The following is a 20,421-nucleotide window of genomic DNA, read 5'->3' as shown; positions in this document are numbered from 1 at the left end:
TGCGGGAACGGCCTATCCGCTCAATGTGTTCGGCTGAGATCGGAAATCAACCCAATTCCCTCCGCCTGACGCTGGTGGATGTTCTCGCGCTCCACCTGCGCCACGTAGCTCAACAGCTGCAGCACAATGTCGGCAATCAGTGTACTCGTCACGTCCGGCGCTTCTCCATCCTTTGCGCGCGTGTCGAGCAGCGGCATATCCAGCACCACGATGGCCGTCCCGCGCTCTTTTGTGATTAGGCGCCATTCCTCGAGTATCTCGCTGTAGTTACGACCCAGGCGATCGATGGACAACACCACCAGCACGTCCCCATCCCCCAGCACGCGCAGCAGATCGCGATATTGCGGACGGTCGAAGTCCTTGCCGCTCGCACGGTCGGCATAAATATTCGCAGACTCCACGCCATAGGCGATCAGCGCATCAAACTGCCGATTCAGGTTCTGATCACGAGAGCTCACGCGCGCATAGCCGTACACAGTCGCCATCTCATCCCCGCTTTCTTGTAAACCTGCCAAAAAGGGACAGGTTTATTTTGGTAGGTTTTACCTCCCAAATAGCAGGCGGATAGGCGGCCGAGCAGGCGGCGACGCAGCCATCATTCAAATGCAAGGGCGGCCCCGAAGGACCGCCCCGCTCCCCGCACGGTCGGGATTCGACTAATGGATAAGCTTAAAGTCCAAGTGTCCACGCGTGGTATTAACGCGCGAGACCTCGATAATCACGCGCTGGCCCAGCTCATAACGAGTCCCCGTGTCGGCGCCCGTCAGTGTAAGCGCGTCCTCGTCGAACTCAAACCACTCGTTGCCCAGGCTTTTAATCGAGGCCAGGCCCTCGACCTGCGTCAAATCCAAGCGAACAAAAAGGCCCATGCTGCTGACCCACGAGATGGTTCCGGTATAGCGCTCACCCAGACGATCCTCGTAGTACTGAGCGATTTTAATCTTCTGCGTCGCATGGCTGGCGGCGTCGGCCGCGCGCTCGGCATCGCTGCAGGCGCGACAAATCTGGGGCAGAATGCGCGGCAGCGACTCGCGCCCCTTACCGATCAGGCGCGGCGTGCGGACCAGGGCGTCCTTGCCGCCCAGCTGCTCGTAAGCCAGCTGCAGCTTGAGTACGCGGTGCACCACCAGATCGGGGTAGCGACGGATGGGGCTCGTAAAGTGGCAGTAACACGGTGCGGCGAGCGCAAAGTGGCCCTCGTTGCGAGGCTTATACAGCGCGCGCTGCATGCTGCGCAGAAGCAGCGTGTTGACGAGCGGCGCGTTGGCCGTACCGGCGGCAGCATCAACTGCGGCCTGCAGCTCATCGGGGTTTCCCAGGGCAATACCGGCTGCACGGCGGTCGTCGATAATACCCAGCTGAGCCAGTGCCACGGCGGCGCCGTGCAGGCTGTCGGGACTGGGGTCTTCATGCACGCGGTAGCAAGCCTCGATATCGCGGTCGGCAAGCCACTCGGCCACGCACTCGTTGGCGAGCAGCATGGCTTCCTCGATCAACGACGTGGCACACGAGCGCTCACGCGCCACAATCTGCACGGGCACGCCGTCCTCGTCCAACAGGGCGCGAATCTCGGCCGTATCGAAGTCAACCGAACCGCGCGCGCGACGAATGTGGCGGCGAAGCTCGGCGAGTTCGTTGGCGGCGACAAGAAAATCACCCAGATCGACGTTATAGCCGCGAGCAGTTTCCTCGCACGCAAGCCCACGCTCGAGCGCTTCCTCACGCGAAGTCTCTACAGCCGCGACATCCTCGGCGGCACCCTCCAGCACCCCATACTCCACCGCGCCGGCACGCACCAACAGCGCCTCGGCGCCGTCGTAGTCCATACGCACACGCGAGCGAATCACGCTGGGGTACGGATCGTAATGCCGCACGCGACCCTGCGCATCGAGCTCGATATCGACGGTAAACGCAAGACGGTCCTCATCAGGGCGAAGCGAGCACAGGTCATTGGACAGGCGTTCGGGCAGCATGGGAAGCACGCGATCGGCCAGATACACCGATGTCGTACGATGGCGCGCCTCAAGATCGATATGCCCGTCCCAAGCCACATAGTGCGAGACATCGGCGATGTGGACGCCCAGCTTGTAGCCGCCATCGGGCGTGCGCTCCAGAGAAATGGCATCGTCAAAGTCGCGCGCGTCGACCGGGTCAATCGTGATGATAAAGCGGTCGCGCAGATCACGTCGAAGCGGATCTTTGAGCGCCGCGGCCACATCGAGCGACAGCCCCTCGGCCTCGGCCAGTGCTGCCTCGGGATAGCTATCGGTATAGCCATAACGCGCCATTACATACTGAACACCCAGGTCGGGCGCGTCATCGCCGCCAATGCGGCGCTCAATGGTCACGGCGCCCGATTCCAAGCGCGTCGGATAGGTCAGAATGCGTGCGACCACAGCGTCACCGGGATGAACGCCCAAGCGCTCGGCCGAGGTGTCCTCGGGCAAAATAAAGAAATCGGCCTTGAGACGCGAATCGAGTGGCTCGATCACGCCGAGCGGACCGGCCGTCTGGTACGTGCCCACCACACTGATGGCAGCGCGCTCGACGACTCCCTCAATCACGGCACGACGCTCACCATGTGGGCTGTTCTTAATGCTCACGGCGACGGTATCGCCGTCCATGATTTCGCGCTTACCGCGACCCATAACCTTGTAGTCGCCGTTCTCGGTTATGACATAGGCACTGTGCTCATGGAGCTGCACGCGTCCGGTCAGACTCGGGCGGCGCTCGCTGCGCACCGGTCCACGCTTGTTGCGGGCACCGCGCTTATGCTTGTTGTTGCGCCCCATGGCGCCTCCTTACTATCGGTTGCGGACTCCAAAGAGTCTACCCAAATGATCCGCGATCCTGCCGTCGCATCGGAATCAAAAAAAAACGGGCCGCCCCATAAGAGACGACCCGTTGGAAGGAATGAAATCCAGACATGCCTACACGCGCAGGTAGCGGCGCATGGCGATGGCAGAACCAAAGAGACCGATAATCACGCCGACCAGGACCAGCGCAGCATAGGTCACCAGGTAGTACTGCATCGGCAGGGCAAACGACATCCAGCCGATGCTCTCCTGCAAACGCGGAATCATCAGGTTGCGCAGCAGCTCCAGCACGCCGATGGAAAGCAGCGAACCCAAAATGGCCTGCAGCACGCCCTCGGTAATGAACGGCCCGCGAATGAAGCCGTTGCTGGCGCCGACCAGACGCATGATCGCGATCTCGCGACGACGCGCCGTGATGGACAAGCGAATCGTGTTGTTGATAAAAATGAACGCGATAAAGGTCAGCAGACCGACGAGCACCACAGCGGCAATGCGGATGTAGTTAGTCACCTGGAACAGGCGGCTCACTTCCTCCTGGCCGTACAGTACGCTCGCGTTGACATCGCCATCATCCGCGATCTTCTGGAAATCGGCGTCGTCCTTGAGCTTCTCAGCCGTGCTCTCGACCTTGGACGGATCGTCCATCTCGATCGCAAACGAAGCCGGCAGCGGATTCTGGCCATCGAGCGCGCTCATGGTAGCGTCGGCGTTGCCCGACATCTTGCTCGTATACTCGGCCAGCGCGTCATCCTTGTCCTTGTAGGTCACGGACTTGACGTTGCTCCACGTCTTGAGCTCGGCCTCAAAAGCCTGAACATCGGCCTGATCGGCGTCATCGCTAATGAACGCGTTGATGACAACCTGATCCTCGACGGTGCCGATCACGGAGTTCAGCATCGCGGAGCCCATAATGAAGAGGCCGATGATAAACAGCGAAAGGAAAATCGTGATGACGGCGCCGAGCGAGGTGGTCCAGTTACGGAAGAAGTGGCTGATTGCCTCCTTGAAGGAGTAGCCCACGTTAGTTGGTGCCATAGTTGCCGTAACCTCCCCTCTCCTGGTCGCGGATAACGTGGCCGCCCTCGAGGGCGATCACGCGACGGTGCATGCTATCGACCATCTCGCGGTCGTGCGTAGCCACGATCACGGTCGTGCCGGTGCGGTTAATGCGCTCGAGCAGCTTCATGATGCCCAGCGAAATCGCCGGGTCGAGGTTGCCCGTGGGCTCGTCGCAGATCAGCAGCGGCGGGCGGTTGACCATAGCGCGAGCGACGGCGACGCGCTGCTGCTCGCCACCCGAAAGCTGGTCGGGCAGGGAGTCCATCTGATCGGCCAGACCGACCAGACGCAGGACCTCGGGCACCTGGCTGCGAATGACGCCCTTGGGCTTGCCGATGCACTGCAGGGCAAACGCCACGTTTTCGTAGGCGGTCTTTTGCGGCAGAAGCTTAAAGTCCTGGAACACGGCGCCAATCTGACGGCGCAGGAACGGAACCTTGCGGTTCTTGATCTTCATGAGGTCCTGACCGGCAACCAAGATGCGGCCACTCGTCGGCTTGACGTCGCGGTTGAGCGTCGACAGCAGCGTGGTCTTACCCGAGCCGGAGTGACCGACCAAGAAGACAAACTCACCAGGGTAGATCTCGATGTTAATGTCATCGAGCGCGGGCTTGTTGGGCTGCGCCGGGTAGATCTTGGTGACGTGCTCCATGAGGATGACAGGCTCGACACCGGCCTGCTTGGCCATCTTTTTGCGGCTCGCCTGCGGGTCGATGGGCGCGAACACCGACGTAAAATCGGGGTTGTTGAGCGCGTTGTCGAGACTTGCGACCTCGGCGGCCTGATCGCGCTCGACCACCGGCGCAGCGGGCTGCGTGGGGTCGGGAATAGCGGCAAAAAGACCAGACTGCGCAGGCTGCGGAGCCGGTGTCGCAGGAGCCATGGGGTCGGGGATGCCGGCCATAGTAGGCTGCGGCGCGGCGGCACCAGCCTGAGGCTGCTCCACGCGAGCGGTTACGGTCTGGACGGGCTCAAAACCCGCCGTGCCGGAAAGCGCGACATCGCTGGTGGGATTGTAGGCAAAGGGATCGGATGCCGGCTGTGCCTGATCTGCCGGCTGAACGGGGGCCTGATCGACATGCTGGCCCTCTGAATCCGGAGTGGCGAAACGACTGCCCTGGACGCCTGGCTGCGTCTTGGGGGCATCATCGCCCGCACCGGAGGTACGGAAGTGGTTACCCACTGGTGCTCCTTATCGTCGTGCGTTTAAACTACATGAGCGCTTTGTATTTTAGCAGCATTAGCTTTGCTGCACATAAGAAGCATGGCGTGCTTCTATTCCCACCGGCCGGGCACAGGGTTACCTCCCAAATCGTCCTCGGACATGTCGGGAGCCCCGCCGCGCGCTTCGCGCTGCGGGGCTCCCTCCGTCCTGCGGAAAGATTTGGGAGGTAACCCTGCGCCCGGCCTGCGGCTACTATGGGGTCGCCGCGTTTTTCTTGAGGTGCAGCAGCGCCATGCTTGGGGTTGGCTGAATTGCACTTTTCTGTTCTGGGCCCTTTTCCCTGATGGGGCTTTGCTTGACAGGACATCTTCATAAGTTGCGGTGAAATAGGGACTGTATTACCAGTTAAAAGGCCTAATCAGTCTCTATTTCACCGCAACTTCTATTTGGGCTAATTGTTGCGCAACTTGGATTGGATTGATCGACTTACAGTAGCCTCGTTGGGATCTTCTTTGGTTGCGAGGCTGGTATGGTTTGTCCTTGTTGTGGCACTGAGTTGCGCGATGGTGTGAGGTACTGCACGGCCTGTGGGGTTGCCGTTCATGGCCTATCGGCTGCCTCGGCGCTTTGGATACAGTCTCGGAAGCATATTGTAGTCGTCCTTGTTTGCATGTTGACGATCGCCCTTGCCGGTAGCAGCTGGCTGGGACTTCAGTTGTATCAGACGATGTCTTGCTTTATATCGGCTCATTCGGAGCATGCTATTGTGCTCAACATCTCGGCCACAGGTTGGGATACCGATAACGGGGCCTCGCGTGTCCCGATACACATTACGGGCAAAACTGTCGACGGGATAGCAGTCGACGAGGTTGATTATGTAGCCTCCGACGGTTCCGGTATCAGCCTCATTCAAGGTGTGTACACGCTCGAGGCGGCAGGCTCCCCCATCGCCGCCGACGGCACGATCTATCAAATTCCGTGCACGAGCGCCACGCTCACCCTCGACGATGTCTTCGCCACGGGCGAAACGATCAATCTGGCCGAACTCGCCGAGCAAGACTCGATACTCACCTTCCGCCCCATCGGCGCCGTCGATATGACCAACAACGAGATCTACGACGCCGCATTGCTTGCCATGGCATACAAAGGCAACGACGCGCCCGATGTGGCGGCCCTGTGCTAGGCAGCAATCAATCGTCGCACCGCAGCCAGCACAAGCGGGAACGCCTTCAAAAGTTGCGGTGAAATAGGGAGTGTTTTACAAGTTAAAAGGGCTAATCAGTCCTTATTTCACCGCAACTGAAACAGGGGCGCCCTCTTATAGAGAGCGCCCCGTTCGCATTCCAATGTTGTTGGCATGAGGCCGGCTGTGAGCCACCTCGTCTTAGGCCAGGAACTCCTTGGTGGTCGCCACGATGTTGGCGGCGTCCAGGCCATACTTGTGCAAGAGCTCGGCACCCGGGCCAGACTCACCGAAGGTGTCGTTGACGCCGATCTTCTTGAGCGGTGTCGGGCACTGCTCGCACAGGACGTCGGCAACGGCGCTGCCCAGGCCACCGATCACAGAGTGCTCCTCGACGGTCACGACGTGGCCGGTCTTGGTGGCGCTCTTGACGATCAGGTCGGCATCGATGGGCTTGATGGTGTGCATGTTGATGACCTCGGCGTCGATGCCCTCGGCAGCGAGCTGCTCGGCGGCCTCGAGAGCCTCGCCGACCATCAGGCCGCAGGCGATGATGGTCACATCGGCGCCCTCGCGCATGACGATGCCCTTGCCCACCTCGAACTTGTAGGTCTCGGGGTCGTTGATAACCGGCGAGGCCAGACGGGCGAAGCGCATGTACACGGGGCCGTCGCACTCGTAGGCGGCGCGCGTCACGGCACGGGCCTCGATGTCGTCGGCGGGAACGATCACGGTCATGCCGGGGATGACACGCATCAGAGCGATATCCTCGCAGCATTGGTGCGTGGCGCCATCCTCGCCCACCGAGATACCGGCGTGCGTGGCACCGATCTTAACGTTAAGGTGCGGATAGCCGATGGAGTTGCGGACCTGCTCAAAGGCGCGGCCGGCGGCAAACATGGCAAAGCTGCTCGCGAAGGCAACGCGACCGGTGGTCGCGATACCGGCGGCGACGCCCATCAGGTTGCTCTCGGCAATGCCCACATCGAAGAAGCGGTCGGGGCAGGCGGCCTTAAACTTGCCGGTCTGCGTGGCGGCGGCCAGGTCGGCGTCGAGGACCACAAAGTCATCGTGCTCGTTGGCGAGCTCGACGAGGGCCTCGCCGTAGCTTACGCGCGTGGCGATTTTCTTGACGTCTGCCATCCTAGAGCTCCTCTCCGGCGGCCGTGAGCTCTGCCATGGCCTGCTCAAACTGTTCATCGTTGGGGGCCTTGCCGTGCCAGCCCACCTGGTTCTCCATGAAAGACACGCCCTTGCCCTTCGTGGTCTCAGCGATAATGGCGGTCGGCTGACCCTTGGTGGCGCGGGCCTCGGCAAAGGCGGCGCGGATCTGGTCGAAGTCGTTGCCGTCGGCGAGCTCCACCACATGGAACTTGAAGGCGCGGAACTTGTCGGCGAGCGGCATGGGGTCGTTGACCTCCTCGACGGGGCCATCGATCTGCAGGCCGTTATGGTCGACGATCACGCAGAGGTTGTCGAGCTGCTGGTTGCCGGCAAACATGGCGGCCTCCCAGACCTGGCCCTCCTCGCTCTCGCCATCGCCCAGCAGGGCGTACGTGCGGTAAGTATCGCCCCAGTGCTTGGCGGCAACCGCCATGCCCACGGCGGCGGAGATGCCCTGGCCCAGCGAGCCGGTGGACATATCGACGCCCGGAGTGTCGTTCATGTTGGGATGGCCCTGCAGGTGACTGCCGATGTGGCGCAGCGTCTCGAGATCCTCCTTGGGGAAGAATCCGCGCTCGGCGAGCACGGCGTACAGACCAGGCGCGCAGTGACCCTTGGAAAGCACGAAGCGATCGCGGTCGGCCTTGCGGGGGTCGGACGGGTCGACGTTCATTTCCTCAAAGTACAGATAGGTCATGATGTCGGCAGCGCCGAGCGAACCGCCCGGATGGCCGGACTTGGCAGCGTGCACGCCGGTGACGATGCCCTTCCTTACCTCGTTGGCAACCTTTTTGAGCTCTTCGTCGCTCATTGTGCCTTCCTTTCATCCTCATTAGACAAAATGCGCACGGCACCGAAGGTAATCCCAACACAGCCGCAATGCACGTACGTCATTCATTATGCTGGAAACTGATGGCTTTACCAGAGTTTTTATCATTATTTGAACAATTTAGCAGGCAGAACCGCTGATGAAACGGTTTATCAATGTGAACGTCTTTTGGATGGGACGCGGTCGGCCCTACGCGCTAATGTCCTTGAATCCCTCGCCGAAAGCTTCCGTAACGTCGGCGACCGTCACAATGGCGTGAGGATCGCGCTCGCGCACGATCGTCTTGAGGGTATTGAGCTCTCGACGGTTCACGATGACCATGATCACCGGCTTCTCGGCACCCGAATACATGCCAGTCGCCTTAAACTTGGTACAACCACGACCCAGGCCATACATGATATCGGCAGCGATATCAGGGAACTTGTCCGAGATGATGAGTACCATACGGCGTTTGTTGCCACCATCGACCACGGCATCGATCACGTAGCCGCTAATGACCATCGAAAGGCCTGCATATAGTGCATTTTCGATTGAAAAGACCGGAGCCGACAGCGCGCATACGGCAACATCGATCGCCATGACGGTCGAGCCCACGGGCAGCGAGGTATTACGCGAGATGATTTGGCCAATCGTGTCCGAGCCGCCGGTGTTGGCGCCGGCGCGCAGCACCATGCCGTAACCGATGCCTGTAATAATGCCGCCCCACATGGCAGGGAGCATCAGGTCCGCATCCGCCAGAGGTGCTACAAACGGGGCGAACAGATCGGTAAAGAAGCCCAGCAGCACAAAGCCCGTCGCGGTCTGCACCACGTAGAACATGCCGCCCTCGCGCATAACGACCAGCAACAGCAAGGCGTTCATCACGATCGTCTGAATACCAACGGGAAGCGATATGCCGCGCGATGCGCCGACCGCCTGGATAATGGTGGCAAGGCCCGTAACACCACCGGCAGCAAGGCCGTTGGGAATCAAAAACAGGTCGGTCGCAATAGCGGCCAGAGCGCACCCCAACATAATCTGGGGCAGGTCGTGAAAGAAGTTCATCGATAGAATGCGCTTGATGTCCAGACGATATGCCATGCTACCTCCCTCAAAAAAGCGCACCCAAACGGATGCGCTTCGAACTTCTTGCTGTATTCGATTCTACCGATTCGCCGAACAAAAACCACCCCTGCGCAGGGTTTGCTTTGGATACAAAACCACCCTGCTCGGAGGGTTTTATCCATTTCCACATAAACCGGGCGGTTTATGCAGATGGGATCTCTGCGTCAGCGTTGCCAGTGGCCCAGCGATGGTAGCCAATAACAAACGGGTCCAGGTCGCCATCGTCAAGAACTGCCTCGACGTTGCTGGTCTCAACGCCCGTGCGTAGGTCCTTAACCATCTGATACGGGTAGAGCACGTAGCTGCGAATCTGGTTGCCAAAACCAATCGTGGTCTTGGGCCCGCGGATCTCATCCAGGGCCTCGGCGCGCTTCTCGAGCTCAATCTCGTACAGGCGAGCCTTGAGGATCTGCATGCACGCGGCCTTGTTCTGGATCTGGCTGCGCTCGTTTTGGCAGGTGACCACAATGCCGCTGGGGAAATGCGTCACGCGCACGGCGGAGTCGGTGGTGTTAACGCCCTGACCGCCCGGGCCGCTCGCGTGGTACACGTCCACGCGGATGTCATCGGGACTGATTTCGATGTCGATATCATCGGGTAGCACGGGGATGACCTCGACGCCGGCAAACGTGGTCTGGCGGCGCTTCTTGTCGTCGGTGGGGCTAATGCGAACCAAGCGGTGGACGCCGGCCTCGGCGCGCAGCATGCCAAATGCGTCCTTGCCCTCGACGGTAAAGGTCGCGCGGTCGATGCCGATGACCTCAGCAGCGGGGCAGTCGTTAATCGTGACCTTCCAGCCGCGACGCTGGCAGTACTTCATGTACATCTTAAAGAGCATGAAGGTCCAGTCCTGGGCCTCCAGACCACCCTGTCCGGGCTTGATGGTCACAATGGCATCGCCGTGATCGAACTCACCGGTAAACCAGCTCGAAAGCTCAAGCTCATCGATGGCACGGGCCAGGCGCTCAGCCGTGGCTGTAGCCTCCTCGCGAAGGGCGGCGGCATCGGGGTCATCCCCCATCTCCTCGGCAAGCTCCAGCGCGGCGCGGGCATCGGAAAGCTCGCCGCGCGCGTTGTCCACGGCAGCGATATCTTCCTTGGTGCGCGCGATTTCCTCCATGGTGACACGGGCGGCGTCGGCATCGTCCCAAAAACCCGGGGCGACGCTTTTGGCCTCGAGCTCCGCTACGCGGGTGCGCTTCTCGTCCAAATGGAGATATGACTCGACCTCGCCGAGTCGGTCCGCAAACGCGTCCAACTCGGCGGGCGTTACCTCTAGAGCCTCGGCCATTAACGATTCCTGCCGTGGCAGTACTTGAACTTCTTACCGCTACCGCAAGGGCACGGGTCGTTGCGGCCCACGTTGACATAGGGGTCATCGCTCTCGGACTTGCGGTAGGTCGTCACTTTGCCACCGTTGTTAACGGCAGCCGGGCCACCCTGGACGGCGGTGCGAGCCTGCACCTGAGCCTGCTTGCGCAGTACCGAATCGCCGTTGTCGCCATCGACCTCGGCGGGACCAGAGAAGTGCGCACCCTTGAGGGCGGGGTCCTCCTTGTGCTCCACAGCCTGCGGGGCAGCCTTGATCTCAATGCGCAGAACGGTGCGCAGGTAATCCTCGTACATGGTATCGACGAGCATCTGGAACGCGCTGTAGGCCTCGGTCTTGTACTCAACCAGCGGGTCGCGCTGGCCAAAGCCGCGCAGGCCGATACCGGTCTTGAGGTAGTCCATCTCCTGCAGGTAATTCATCCAACGCGTATCGATGACGCGCAGCATGACCTGGGTGTTGAGCTCGCGCATCAGGTCCTCGCCCAGACGCTCGGCCTTCATGTTGTAGCACTTCTCAACATAGGCCAGGACATCGGCAGCCAGGGCCTCAAAGTCCTCGTCGGGGAACTGAGGGGTATCGATATGCCCGGTCAGCTCGACGACCCATTTGCGCAGACCCTCAAGATCACGCTCGCCCTCATGGCTGTCCTTGGTGCAGAACTCCTGCACGCAGCGGTACACCGTGTCGTGCATGACCTCGGTGATGTGGTCGGTCAGGTCCTTGCCATCCAGAATCTTGTTGCGCTCGGCGTAAATGACCTGGCGCTGCTTGTTCATGACGTCGTCGTACTCAAGAACGCTCTTACGCATGGAGAAGTTAATGCTCTCGACCTTATGCTGGGCACTCTCGACGGCCTTGGAGATGATCTTGTGCTGGATGGGCATGTCGTCGCCCATGTCGGCCGTGACCATCATCTTGGAGACGCGGTCCATCTTGTCGCCGCCAAACAGGCGCATGAGGTCATCCTCGAGCGACAGGTAGAACTGGGTCTCGCCCGGGTCGCCCTGACGGCCGGAACGGCCGCGCAGCTGGTTGTCGATACGGCGGGACTCATGGCGCTCGGTGCCGATAACGGTCAGGCCGCCGGCGGCAAGCACGCGCTCGCGCTCGGCCTTGCAGGTCTCCTTGGCCTCGGCGTTAAACTGCTCGAGCTGCTCGGGCGTCACGTCCTCCATGGTCAGGCCCTCGTACTCCAGGCGCTCGCGCACCAACTCGTCGGGGTTGCCGCCCAGCAAGATGTCGGTACCACGACCGGCCATGTTGGTGGCAATGGTCACGGCGCCGTAGCGTCCGGCCTGGGCCACGATATGGGCCTCGCGCTCGTGGTGCTTGGCGTTGAGGACCTCGTGCGCGATACCGCGCTTAGTGAGGGCGGCGGACAGCTTTTCGGAGCTCTCGATGGAGACGGTACCCACCAGGACCGGCTGGCCCTTGGCGTGACGACGCTCAACGTCGTCGGCAACGGCGTTGTACTTGGCCTGAATGGTGCGGTACACCAGGTCCTCGTGGTCAACACGCTGCACGGGTTTGTTGGGGGGAATGACCTCGACGGGCAGCTTGTAAATCTCGCGGAACTCAGCGTCCTCGGTGAGTGCCGTACCGGTCATGCCGGAGAGCTTGTCATACAGGCGGAAGTAGTTCTGCAGGGTGATGGTGGCAAGGGTCTGGTTCTCCTCGCGCACGAGCACGCCCTCTTTGGCCTCGATGGCCTGATGCAGGCCCTCGGAGTAGCGGCGGCCCTCCATGATGCGACCGGTAAACTCGTCGACGATCTTGACCTCGCCGTTGGTGACCACGTACTGCTTGTCGCGGTGGAACATGTACTGGGCCTTCAGCGCCTGCTGCAGGTGGTTGACCAGCTGGCCGGAGAGATCGGCATAGATGTCATCGATACCCAGGCGGCGCTCAATCTTCTTAAGGCCGCGCTCGGTGGCGGCAATGGTGTGCTTGGCCTCGTCCATGACATAGTCGCCCGTGGGCTCCACGTCCTCGGTGGCGGTGAGCATGTCGTGCGAGACGTCCTCGCCGCGCTCAAGGCCGCGCACGGCGCGCGCGAAGTCCTTGTAGGTGCTGGCGGACTTGGTGCCGGCGCCCGAGATGATGAGCGGCGTTCTGGCCTCGTCGATCAGGATGGAGTCGACCTCGTCGACGATGGCGTAGTTGTGGCCGCGCTGCACACGCTGCTCGGGGCGGGTGACCATGTTATCGCGCAGGTAATCAAAGCCGAACTCGGAGTTGGTGCCGTAGGTGACGTCGGCCTGGTAGGCCGGGCGCTTGAGCTCGAGCGGCATGTTGTTCTGGAGCAGACCGACTGTCATGCCCAGGTACTTATAGATGCGGCCCATCCACTCGGAGTCACGCTTGGCAAGGTAATCATTGACAGTAACGACGTGCACGCCCTTGCCGGCAATAGCGTTGAGATAGCCGGCCAACGTGGAGACGAGGGTCTTGCCTTCGCCGGTCTTCATCTCGGCGATGTGGCCCTCGTGCAGCGCCATGGCACCGATGAGCTGTACATCAAAGTGACGCATGCCCATGGTGCGCTTAGAAGCTTCGCGCACGGTGGCAAAGGCCTCGGGGAGCATGTCGTCGAGCGACTCGCCGTTGGCGTAGCGCTCACGGAACTTATCGGTCTGGGCGCGGAGCTCCTCCTCGGTCATCTTCTCAAACTGGGGCTCAAGACCGTTGATCTTGTCGACGATCTTGTAGTAGCGCTTCAGGTCCTTATCGGATCCAAAGGACAGCAGCTTTGACATGAATCCCATGTGGTTTTCCTTTTTGGCCATCGCCCGTGGCATGAAACCTTGGACGAGTTAAACACAGATATTTGTACTTTAGCCAAACAAGGCGCCGCCTATGCGGTCGACACGCTCGACCACGTAATAACTACGACAGCCTGCCAAAAAGGGACTGGTTTATTTTGGCAGCTTTTATCTGGGAAAACGCTGCCTCTCTGCCATTTGGTGCAAACCAACCTGTCCCCTTCGCGCCAACCTGGTGCAATGGGGACAGGTTGGTTTGCACCAATAAAAAGATAAGGGCCGCGCACCCAAATGGATGCGCGGCCCTTTTGCCATGAATGCGAGTGTTTGCTCGGCAAGCTATTTACTCAGCAGCCTCGGTGGTCTCGGCCTCGGCAGCGGCCTCCTCGACGGGAGCCTCTGCGGGAGCCTCGGCGGCCTGCTTGGCAGCCTCCTCGGCAAACTTAGCGGCACGCTTGGCCTTCTCGGCAGCCTTAGCCTCAGCGGCGGCCTTGCGAGCGGCCTCGGCCTCAGCAGCCTTGGCGGCCTTGGCAGCCTTGGCCTCCTCGGCCTTCTTGAGCTGGGCGGCAGCGGCGCCACCGAACTTGTCGGCGAAGCGCTGGACGCGTCCACCGGTGTCGACGAACTTCTGCTGGCCGGTGTAGAACGGGTGGCACTCGTTGCAAAGCTCGACCTTCATCTCGGACACGGTAGCGTGCGTCTTGAAGGTGTTGCCGCAGGAGCACGTCACCGTGCACTCGACATACTGGGGATGGATACCCTGCTTCATGGTAGGACTCCTTATTGGTCAGGCGCTGGTTACCGATCAGCGCATAAGGCGTCTTGGTTTCCGACCAAGACAACAAACTCGGCTATGGTACCACGGCGTCGAGCGTCCCACAAAAGGTTCACGGTCTTTGTACTGTGCATCGCGCCCAAGACACAGCAGACGACACGACGAATCGCGGCAAACGGGCGCCTTTGCCCCTTCTCCCATGTTGCAGACGTGTAACGCCGCAGCAAAGGTGCCCCTTTTGGCGCCAGACAGGTACAATGATGAACACTGTACCGTAGCGGAGCGCCCCCGCGCGCCGCAACCACGCGAAAGGGTTTCCCATGGCCGAGATCTCGTCCTCCCGCATCGTCATCACCGTCCTTGGCAAGAACCGCCCCGGCATTGTCGCCGGCGTCACCCGCGTTCTGGGCGAGGCCAACGTCGACATCCGCGACATCACGCAGTCCATTATCGAGGACATCTTCACCATGACCATGCTGGCCGACACCGCCGAGTCCAAGCTCGACTTCGCCGAGCTGCAGAAGGCCCTGGCCGAGGCAGGCGAGCTTTCGGGCGTCAACGTGTCCATCCAGCGCGAGGACGTCTTTAACTTTATGTACCGCCTGTAGCGAACAAGCCGCTCGGGGCAGCTTGACGTCATATCGTCCAAGCGCGCCGCCCCAAAGCGGACCGGAGAGGAGCGCGCATGGCCTACGACGCCAAGAAAATCTACTACCGCTTCGACGATCACCTGAGCCGCCTGGTTCTGGATTACGAGGCGAGCCGTCAGATTTCGCCCGAAAGCGAAAACCTCTACCACGGCCTGCCGACCGCCCCGTACGACGAGGGCTTGTTCGTAGAGCACAACGTCAAGCGCGGCCTGCGCAATGCCGACGGCTCGGGCGTGGTCGCGGGTCTTACCCGCATCTCGGACGTGCACGGCTACAACAAGGTCGACGGTAAGGTCGTGCCCGATCAGGGCAAACTCACGCTTCGTGGCTACAGCATCGAGGATCTGGTCAACAACGCCCAGGCCGAGGATCGCTACGGCTACGAAGAGGTCGCCTATCTGCTCATTACGGGCTCTCTGCCCACCAAGGAAGAGCTTGACGGTTTTTGCGAACGTCTGGGTGCTTTTAGGCACCTGAGCGACGAATACGTCCGCGAGTTCCCCATGACCACGGTGTCGTCGAGCATCATGAATGTGCTTCAGCGCGCCGTGCTGCTGCTCTACGCCTTCGACGCCGAGCCCGACGCCATTACACCCGAGCACGAAATCGACGTCGCCATCTCCATGCTCGCCCGTCTCCCCCGCATCGCCGCCTTCGCGCATATGGCCTCGGTCGCCAAGCGCCGCGGCTCCGAGGTTCATGTACCGCACCCCACACCCGGCCTCTCCACCGCCGAAACCATCCTGCAGGTGCTGCGCGGCGGCATGGCATTCACCCGCGACGAGGCCATGCTGCTCGACGTGATGCTCATGCTGCATGCTGAGCACGGCGGCGGCAACAACTCCACGTTCGCCTGCCGCGTGCTGTCCTCCTCGGCCACCGACCCGTATTCCGCCTACGCCGCGGCTATCGGCTCGCTCAAGGGCCCGCGCCACGGCGGCGCCAACGCCAAGGTTGCGTCCATGCACGAGGACATCCGTGCGCATGTCTCCAATTGGGAGGACGAGGACGAGGTCGCAGCCTACCTGGGCAAAATTCTCGACAAGCAGGCCTTCGACGGCACGGGTCTCATCTACGGCATGGGCCACGCCGTCTACACGCTGAGCGACCCGCGCGCCGAGGTGTGCCGCCGTTACGCGCGCACACTTGCCGCCAAGAAGGACCTGGGCGATGAGTTCGCGCTCATCGAGCGCATCGAGCGCCTGGCACCGCAGGTGATGCGCGACCACGGCATGACCAAGCCCATCTGCGCCAACATCGACCTGTACACAGGCTTTATCTACAAGATGCTCGGCGTACCCGAAACGCTTTTTACGCCGCTATTCGCCGTCGCCCGCATGGCCGGCTGGTCGGCGCACCGCATGGAAGAGCTCTTCTGCGCGCACCGTATTATTCGCCCGGCCTATCGTCCAGTGATCGAGCCGCTGGAGTACAAGCCGCTCGCCGACCGCTAGGACGCGGACCGTTATAGAACTCGAGCGTGGCCAGGGCATCACCGCCCTCGGCCACGCTTTTTATGCCAGTAGAAAGGGCTGCATCAAATGATTGTGTTTTCCGATATGGACGGAACGCTGCTGACGAGCGATAAGCAGATGAGCGATACCACCTGGGCGATGCTCGACGAGCTTGCGCGCCGCGGTATTGAGTTTGTACCCTGCACGGGGCGCCCGCTGTCGGGCATCTTTGAACCCATCCTCGCCCATCCCGCCGTGCACTATGCCGTTTGCGCCAATGGCGCCAGCGTCTGGCAGCTCGACGACGATGTGCCCACCGACGCCTCGCGCGCCACGTGCATCTTGAGCCGTCCGCTCGATTGCGGCATCGCCCATCGCATCCATCGCATCGCCGCCGGCCACGATGTGACCTTCGATATCTTCGCGGACGGGCAGTGCTTCCTCCCCCGCTCGCTCTACACGCGCCTGGATGAGTTCTGCGGCGGCGACCCCCACATCGCGGCTTCGCTCAAGCGCACACGAACACCGATCGACATGGATATCGACAGCAAGATCGACGAGGTCGAGACGCTCGAACGCATCGCCATGTACTGGCACGACCCGGCCGATCGCGACGCCATCGCGGCGGAGCTCGACACGCTCGGAGGCATTGAGGTCACGCGTTCTTACGCCATGAATATCGAGGTCATGGGCGAGGGAGCCACCAAGGGAACGGCCCTCACGTGGCTATGCGAGCACCTGGGCGAGCCTCTCGCCGACGCCTGGGCCTTCGGCGACAACATCAACGACATCCCCATGCTGCAGGCGGCGGGCCACGGCATGGCCATGATCAACGCCGAGCCCGAGGACCGCAAGGCCGCCGACGCCATCACCGAGTTCGACAACGACCACGACGGCGTCGCCCGCACCATCATGGCCGCCCTCGCCTAGTCATTGGCCAGTCACTGGGGACGTTCTTGAATGACTAGTCGTTGGGGACAGTCTTCGCGAAAAAGCTGCAAGGGCTGTCCCCCACTGCCGGCAGAAAAGGAACGTCCCCAGCTGCCGGATTAAGCGAGACTCTCCAGCACGCGGCGGAGCTCACGCTGAACGGCATGGTCGCGGTTGCAGCCTACGACGCGATCGGCCACCGCCTTGAGCGCGGGGCGCGCGTTTTCCATCGCGCAGCCCGTGCCGACAAAGCGAATGATCTCGTAGTCGTTCATCGAGTCGCCAAACGCCATGACCTCGTCGCGTCCAACGTCGTAATGCTCCGCAAGCTGCGCGATGCCCGAGGCCTTCGACACGCCGGGCTGCATGGCATCAATCCACGCGTTACCCGAAGGCGCAAAAGTAAAGAGCTGACCGAGTTCGCGCTGCAGTACGTAAGCGCTGTCCATAACGGCACCGTCATCGCAAAAGATACTCGCCTTGATGATATTTACGCTGGGATCGGGCAGCTCCCAAATACGCTCGGCATTGGGAAGGTCCTTATCGACCTCACGCACGAACTTGCACTCGTCATCGAGCAAGAAGGACTTGGTTCGGTCAAAAAGCGCAAGATGCAGATTGGGAAACGTCCTGACGGCTTGGGCGAGCCTTCGAATCGCCAGGTGAGAATACACCTCACGGTCTACCATCTTGCCGTCGGCGAAGACCTGGGCACCGTTAGCGGCGACAAAGTCCATCTTGTCGCGAACGGGCGCAAAGAACTCGCACAGGCGATCGTAGCGACGACCTGACGATGCGGCGAAATGCACGCCATGCTCGTGTAGCGCCAGAATCAGTTCGTAGGTCTCGGGAGGCACCTGGCCGTTTTCGTCAAGCAGTGTGCCGTCCATATCGGATGCAATCAGTTTAAACATAGAAAAGCTCCCTTCGGGCTTGTTGGAATCGAACGTGTATCCGATTTCAACGTACCCAAAGGGAGCTCAAATAAGACTCCGCGGGCGTAAACGTTACAAGGACCTGGCAAATAGCTCACACATGCCAGAGGTCCTACGGTCACGGCGCCAGGCGACACGCCACCCCGATGGCTAATCGTTAAAGAACGTCCCCGATGACTAGTCGGCGTAGGTGAAGGTCGTGACGTCGAACATGCCCTCGGGGCGGATGCGGAGCGTCGGGATCACCGGCAGGGGCAGGAAGATGATGCCCATGATGGGGTCGAGCGGCGGCTCAATACCCATAGCGCGCGCCTTGACCATAAAGTCGTCGTGCTGTGCGGCAACGTCCTCGGCCGTGCCTTCGCTCATAAGACCACCGAGCGCCAGCGGAATGCGCGCCACGACCTCGCCGTTGCGCACCAGCACGTGACCGCCCTGGCCCACGGCCTCGACAGCAGCCATCATATCGGCGGCGTTGTCGCCCACCACGCACACGTTGTGCGAGTCGTGGCCGATCGTGGAGGCAATGGCGCCACCCGTGATGGTGAAACCGCGCACCCAGCCGCGACCGATATGCTTACCGACCAGGCCCAGGCCAGCGGGGCCGTCGCCGTCGGCGCCCTCGGCCTGCAGCGACACGCCGCGGCCATGGCGCTCAATCAGCATAATGCGACGCAAGTCCTCGTCAGTCTCGGGACGAACCATGCCCGTGATGGCCTTACCCGGCACCACGTCAATCACGGCCTCGCCCGGCTTAAAGGCATAGTCGAATACGTCGAGCGAAAGCTTCGGCAGCTTAACGGAGGCGCGCAGCTCATCGGCAAGGGCCGCAACCTCGGCCATCTCGGGTGCGATCTCGCCCACAAAGGTGCCGTCCTGCGCCACCAGAGCACCGGCGGCATATACGCGATGCGGAGCCGCGGCAAACGTCAGGTCATTGAGCACCAGCAGGTCAGCACGCTTGCCCGGGGCGATCGCGCCACGGAGCTCATGCGGGTCGCGACAGCCGTGGTCCAAGCCAAATGCCTCAGCCGTGGAGAGGGACGCCATAGAGATAGCGACCACGGGGTCGATACCGGCCTCAATCGCCACGCGGCAGGCATTGTCGATCATGCCGGTCGCAAGCGCATCGGAAGGGGCGCGGTCATCGGTCGCAAAGCAGCAGCGGCGAGCGCGCGCGGGATTCTCCAGCAGCATCGGCGACAGGTTGGCCAGGTCATGGCTGCACGTGCCCTCGCGCAGCATCACGTACATGCCGCGAGATAGCTTGTCGAGTGCCTCCTCGGGAATCGTCGACTCGTGGTCGGCGATAATGCCAGCCGCGGCATAGGCGTTGAGGTCCTTGCCGGCAACGAGCGGGGCGTGACCGTCAACCTGTTTGGACGGCGTCTGGTTGGCAGCGTCGATACGAGCGCAGGTCTCGGGATCGGCCATAAAGACGCCCGGCAGGTTCATCATTTCGCCCAGACCAAAGACATCACCCGGATATTCGGCAAAAAACGCCTGCATATCGGCAGCAGTGATGACGGCACCAGCCTGCTCGTCGGGCAGTGCGGGCACGCACGAGGGCATCATGTACTTGATGGAAATAGGAGCACGACGACCGTCCTCGATCATAAAGCGCAGGCCGTCCAAGCCGGAAACATTAGCGATCTCGTGGCTGTCGGCAATAGCGGTAGTGGTACCGCGCGTCGCCGCCATGCGCGCATACTCGGCAGGACGGATGTTCGAGGACTCAATGTGCAGATGTCCGTCGATAAAGCCGGGGGCGAGATAGCGGCCCTGGCAGTCAATGACCTCGGTCGCCTCGTAGGTGCCGGCGGCATCGTCGCGACCGTCGTAGAGCACGCCGACGATTACGCCGTCCTTGACGGCAACGCTACCGGGCGCCACACGCTGGCCGTACACATCGACGATCTGCGCGTTGGCAAACAGCGTGTCGACGGGCACGCGACCCTCGGCGGCCTCGATCACAGACCTCATGACCTCAACGGACATACATACTCCTTTAACCGTAGAAAAAAGCTGCGGAGCGGACAGGCCTTCACCGCAGCAAACCAATAGCCATTGTATGCCCAAACGAAGGGCCAGCAATACGCCTCTCCGCTTAACGGCACACGCCGCTTGGCGCAATGGAGACAGGTTGCTTTGCACCAAAAAGAAACGTCCCTAAGTGCCAACCAGGACAACGCCGTAGGTGGAGGACGGACAGACACTATGACCCAATCCGAGGGCACGGAAACGACAGGAGCCCCCGCTCGT

15 protein-coding genes and 2 pseudogenes are annotated in these 20,421 nt (G+C 61.3%); 5 read left to right on the top strand and 12 right to left on the bottom strand.

What is annotated here, in order from left to right; genetic code table 11:
• Positions 1-53 precede the first annotated feature (53 nt).
• The 4 genes and pseudogenes from I2G43_RS05205 to ftsE all read right to left on the bottom strand — a co-directional run.
• A pseudogene (locus tag I2G43_RS05205) lies at positions 54-485 on the bottom strand (recombinase family protein); the annotation flags it as partial.
• A gap of 171 nt (positions 486-656) precedes the next feature.
• Complete coding sequence (locus I2G43_RS05200; protein ID WP_195535348.1) at positions 657-2,792, bottom strand: ribonuclease R family protein; 2,136 nt, start codon at positions 2,790-2,792, stop codon at positions 657-659.
• 138 nt (positions 2,793-2,930) lie between these two features.
• Positions 2,931-3,851: a permease-like cell division protein FtsX gene (gene ftsX, locus I2G43_RS05195; protein ID WP_195535347.1), complete on the bottom strand. Its 921-nt coding sequence runs from the start codon at positions 3,849-3,851 to the stop codon at positions 2,931-2,933.
• Positions 3,838-5,058 carry a cell division ATP-binding protein FtsE gene (gene ftsE / locus I2G43_RS05190; RefSeq protein ID WP_324249502.1) on the bottom strand — a complete coding sequence of 407 codons (1,221 nt, stop codon included), beginning with the start codon at positions 5,056-5,058 and terminating at the stop codon, positions 3,838-3,840. Before ftsE ends, ftsX begins: the two co-directional genes overlap by 14 nt.
• A 511-nt stretch (positions 5,059-5,569) precedes the next feature.
• Between ftsE and I2G43_RS10720 the strand changes: the two are divergent.
• A pseudogene (locus I2G43_RS10720) lies at positions 5,570-5,632 on the top strand (zinc-ribbon domain-containing protein); the annotation flags it as partial.
• A gap of 174 nt (positions 5,633-5,806) precedes the next feature.
• The gene (locus I2G43_RS05185; RefSeq protein ID WP_195535346.1) at positions 5,807-6,223 is read left to right on the top strand and encodes a hypothetical protein; all 417 of its coding nucleotides are present in this window, start codon (positions 5,807-5,809) and stop codon (positions 6,221-6,223) included.
• Positions 6,224-6,424: 201 nt separating this feature from the next.
• Here the strand turns inward: I2G43_RS05185 and I2G43_RS05180 are convergent, their stop codons facing one another.
• The 6 genes from I2G43_RS05180 to rpmE all read right to left on the bottom strand — a co-directional run bounded on the left by I2G43_RS05180 (position 6,425) and on the right by rpmE (position 14,184).
• Entirely contained in the window at positions 6,425-7,366 is a 942-nt protein-coding gene (locus tag I2G43_RS05180) for a transketolase family protein (protein ID WP_195535345.1), read from the bottom strand.
• 1 nt (position 7,367) lies between these two features.
• Positions 7,368-8,198, bottom strand: coding sequence for a transketolase (locus I2G43_RS05175; RefSeq protein WP_117638068.1), 831 nt, complete (start codon positions 8,196-8,198; stop codon positions 7,368-7,370).
• A 207-nt stretch (positions 8,199-8,405) separates the two neighbouring features.
• Positions 8,406-9,296: a YitT family protein gene (locus I2G43_RS05170; RefSeq protein WP_117746564.1), complete on the bottom strand. Its 891-nt coding sequence runs from the start codon at positions 9,294-9,296 to the stop codon at positions 8,406-8,408.
• A 166-nt stretch (positions 9,297-9,462) separates the two neighbouring features.
• Positions 9,463-10,611, bottom strand: coding sequence for a peptide chain release factor 2 (prfB, locus tag I2G43_RS05165; protein ID WP_195535344.1), 1,149 nt, complete (start codon positions 10,609-10,611; stop codon positions 9,463-9,465).
• On the bottom strand, positions 10,611-13,418 hold the full coding sequence (gene secA, locus I2G43_RS05160) for a preprotein translocase subunit SecA (RefSeq protein WP_195535343.1): 2,808 nt from the start codon (positions 13,416-13,418) through the stop codon (positions 10,611-10,613). Before secA ends, prfB begins: the two co-directional genes overlap by 1 nt.
• A gap of 340 nt (positions 13,419-13,758) precedes the next feature.
• Positions 13,759-14,184 carry a 50S ribosomal protein L31 gene (gene rpmE, locus I2G43_RS05155; protein ID WP_006235303.1) on the bottom strand — a complete coding sequence of 142 codons (426 nt, stop codon included), beginning with the start codon at positions 14,182-14,184 and terminating at the stop codon, positions 13,759-13,761.
• A 326-nt stretch (positions 14,185-14,510) separates the two neighbouring features.
• Between rpmE and I2G43_RS05150 the strand changes: the two genes are divergently transcribed.
• The 3 genes from I2G43_RS05150 to I2G43_RS05140 all read left to right on the top strand — a co-directional run bounded on the left by I2G43_RS05150 (position 14,511) and on the right by I2G43_RS05140 (position 17,224).
• The gene (locus tag I2G43_RS05150) at positions 14,511-14,798 is read left to right on the top strand and encodes an ACT domain-containing protein (protein ID WP_006235289.1); all 288 of its coding nucleotides are present in this window, start codon (positions 14,511-14,513) and stop codon (positions 14,796-14,798) included.
• A 77-nt stretch (positions 14,799-14,875) separates the two neighbouring features.
• On the top strand, positions 14,876-16,294 hold the full coding sequence (locus I2G43_RS05145) for a citrate synthase (protein WP_195535342.1): 1,419 nt from the start codon (positions 14,876-14,878) through the stop codon (positions 16,292-16,294).
• Positions 16,295-16,381: 87 nt separating this feature from the next.
• Positions 16,382-17,224 carry a Cof-type HAD-IIB family hydrolase gene (locus I2G43_RS05140; protein ID WP_195535341.1) on the top strand — a complete coding sequence of 281 codons (843 nt, stop codon included), beginning with the start codon at positions 16,382-16,384 and terminating at the stop codon, positions 17,222-17,224.
• Between the two features lie 119 nt (positions 17,225-17,343).
• Here I2G43_RS05140 and I2G43_RS05135 read toward each other — a convergent pair whose 3' ends face one another.
• Positions 17,344-18,138, bottom strand: coding sequence for a Cof-type HAD-IIB family hydrolase (locus I2G43_RS05135; protein ID WP_195535340.1), 795 nt, complete (start codon positions 18,136-18,138; stop codon positions 17,344-17,346).
• A gap of 198 nt (positions 18,139-18,336) precedes the next feature.
• Entirely contained in the window at positions 18,337-20,157 is a 1,821-nt protein-coding gene (locus I2G43_RS05130; protein WP_195535339.1) for an adenine deaminase, read from the bottom strand.
• Between the last annotated feature and the right edge of the window lie 264 nt (positions 20,158-20,421).

This window comes from Collinsella aerofaciens, from assembly GCF_015557435.1.
Classification (GTDB): domain Bacteria; phylum Actinomycetota; class Coriobacteriia; order Coriobacteriales; family Coriobacteriaceae; genus Collinsella; species Collinsella aerofaciens_Z.
This window is presented reverse-complemented; position numbering and strand designations above follow the sequence as displayed.

What these genes read in the sequence shown, in the direction of transcription:
- I2G43_RS05200 (WP_195535348.1), bottom strand. Translation starts at nt 2,792, where the DNA reads ATGGGGCGCAACAACAAGCATAAGCGCGGTGCCCGCAACAAGCGTGGA.
- ftsX (WP_195535347.1), bottom strand. Translation starts at nt 3,851, where the DNA reads ATGGCACCAACTAACGTGGGCTACTCCTTCAAGGAGGCAATCAGCCAC.
- I2G43_RS05180 (WP_195535345.1), bottom strand. Translation starts at nt 7,366, where the DNA reads ATGGCAGACGTCAAGAAAATCGCCACGCGCGTAAGCTACGGCGAGGCC.
- I2G43_RS05175 (WP_117638068.1), bottom strand. Translation starts at nt 8,198, where the DNA reads ATGAGCGACGAAGAGCTCAAAAAGGTTGCCAACGAGGTAAGGAAGGGC.
- I2G43_RS05170 (WP_117746564.1), bottom strand. Translation starts at nt 9,296, where the DNA reads ATGGCATATCGTCTGGACATCAAGCGCATTCTATCGATGAACTTCTTT.
- prfB (WP_195535344.1), bottom strand. Translation starts at nt 10,611, where the DNA reads ATGGCCGAGGCTCTAGAGGTAACGCCCGCCGAGTTGGACGCGTTTGCG.
- secA (WP_195535343.1), bottom strand. Translation starts at nt 13,418, where the DNA reads ATGGGATTCATGTCAAAGCTGCTGTCCTTTGGATCCGATAAGGACCTG.
- rpmE (WP_006235303.1), bottom strand. Translation starts at nt 14,184, where the DNA reads ATGAAGCAGGGTATCCATCCCCAGTATGTCGAGTGCACGGTGACGTGC.
- I2G43_RS05150 (WP_006235289.1), top strand. Translation starts at nt 14,511, where the DNA reads ATGGCCGAGATCTCGTCCTCCCGCATCGTCATCACCGTCCTTGGCAAG.
- I2G43_RS05145 (WP_195535342.1), top strand. Translation starts at nt 14,876, where the DNA reads ATGGCCTACGACGCCAAGAAAATCTACTACCGCTTCGACGATCACCTG.
- I2G43_RS05140 (WP_195535341.1), top strand. Translation starts at nt 16,382, where the DNA reads ATGATTGTGTTTTCCGATATGGACGGAACGCTGCTGACGAGCGATAAG.
- I2G43_RS05135 (WP_195535340.1), bottom strand. Translation starts at nt 18,138, where the DNA reads ATGTTTAAACTGATTGCATCCGATATGGACGGCACACTGCTTGACGAA.
- I2G43_RS05130 (WP_195535339.1), bottom strand. Translation starts at nt 20,157, where the DNA reads ATGTCCGTTGAGGTCATGAGGTCTGTGATCGAGGCCGCCGAGGGTCGC.